Source organism: Gardnerella vaginalis 1500E, from assembly GCF_000263595.1.
GTDB lineage: Bacteria > Actinomycetota > Actinomycetes > Actinomycetales > Bifidobacteriaceae > Bifidobacterium > Bifidobacterium vaginale_E.
In genome coordinates, this window is sequence record NZ_ADES01000022.1 from 1 (window position 1) to 726 (window position 726).

Sequence of the window (726 nt, forward strand, 5' to 3'; positions counted from 1 at the left end):
CCATAGTAAAGCGTTACGGCTTTAGGACTGCCTTTAGTGCCCAAAGCTGGGTAGGCGCCAACGATTTTGCCGAAATACTTTGCAGACGAGAACTTCGGGCGAAGATCCACGCTGAAAGGCTTAGAAGATAGCATGTCCTTGGCTTTGTCTTTATCTAAGCCAAACACGTCAACCGGCACGCCATCGCACTTTTCGCCAACAGCAATATTTATTACACCGTCTTTGCCAACAGCGTTTCCAGGCATTGGGCTGGAAGCAACAATCTTACCGTCTGCAGCATCGGTAGAAGGAACGTGATGCAGTTTTACTGGAACGCCCATCGACTTCACAATTTTCTTGGCATTGTCTAAACTTGCGCCAACAACGCCTTTCGCAGGAACACCCGGGCCTTTAGATCTTAGAATTTTCACAACTATTTTAGTTGACACTTTAGAGCCCGGCTTAACGTTTTCGTATCGAAGGAAGTTGCCCTTCTTTTCGCCGCCAAACTCGTCGATAACTTTCGTGCGGAAACCCTTATTTTCCAAGGATTTTACGACTCCATCCGTATCGTCTCCAGCTTTTGCTTTAGGAATTACTTCCGATTTTGAGTTAAAGACTGTAAAAGCTGCAGGAGTATTTCTTGTGAAATACCAAACTGTTCCAGTAATCGCAAGCGCTATGGTTAGCACGATGCTAGTAATCATAATTGCAAGACGTTTGCGATTGTTAAGAAGATTCGCTTTA

The 726-nt window shown here is 45.0% G+C and carries 1 protein-coding gene; it reads right to left on the minus strand.

All coding sequences use genetic code 11. The annotated features are described in order from the left end of the window. On the minus strand, positions 1 to 726 hold a 726-nt coding region (locus CGSMWGV1500E_RS00555; protein WP_004129424.1), incomplete at both ends, for a PASTA domain-containing protein.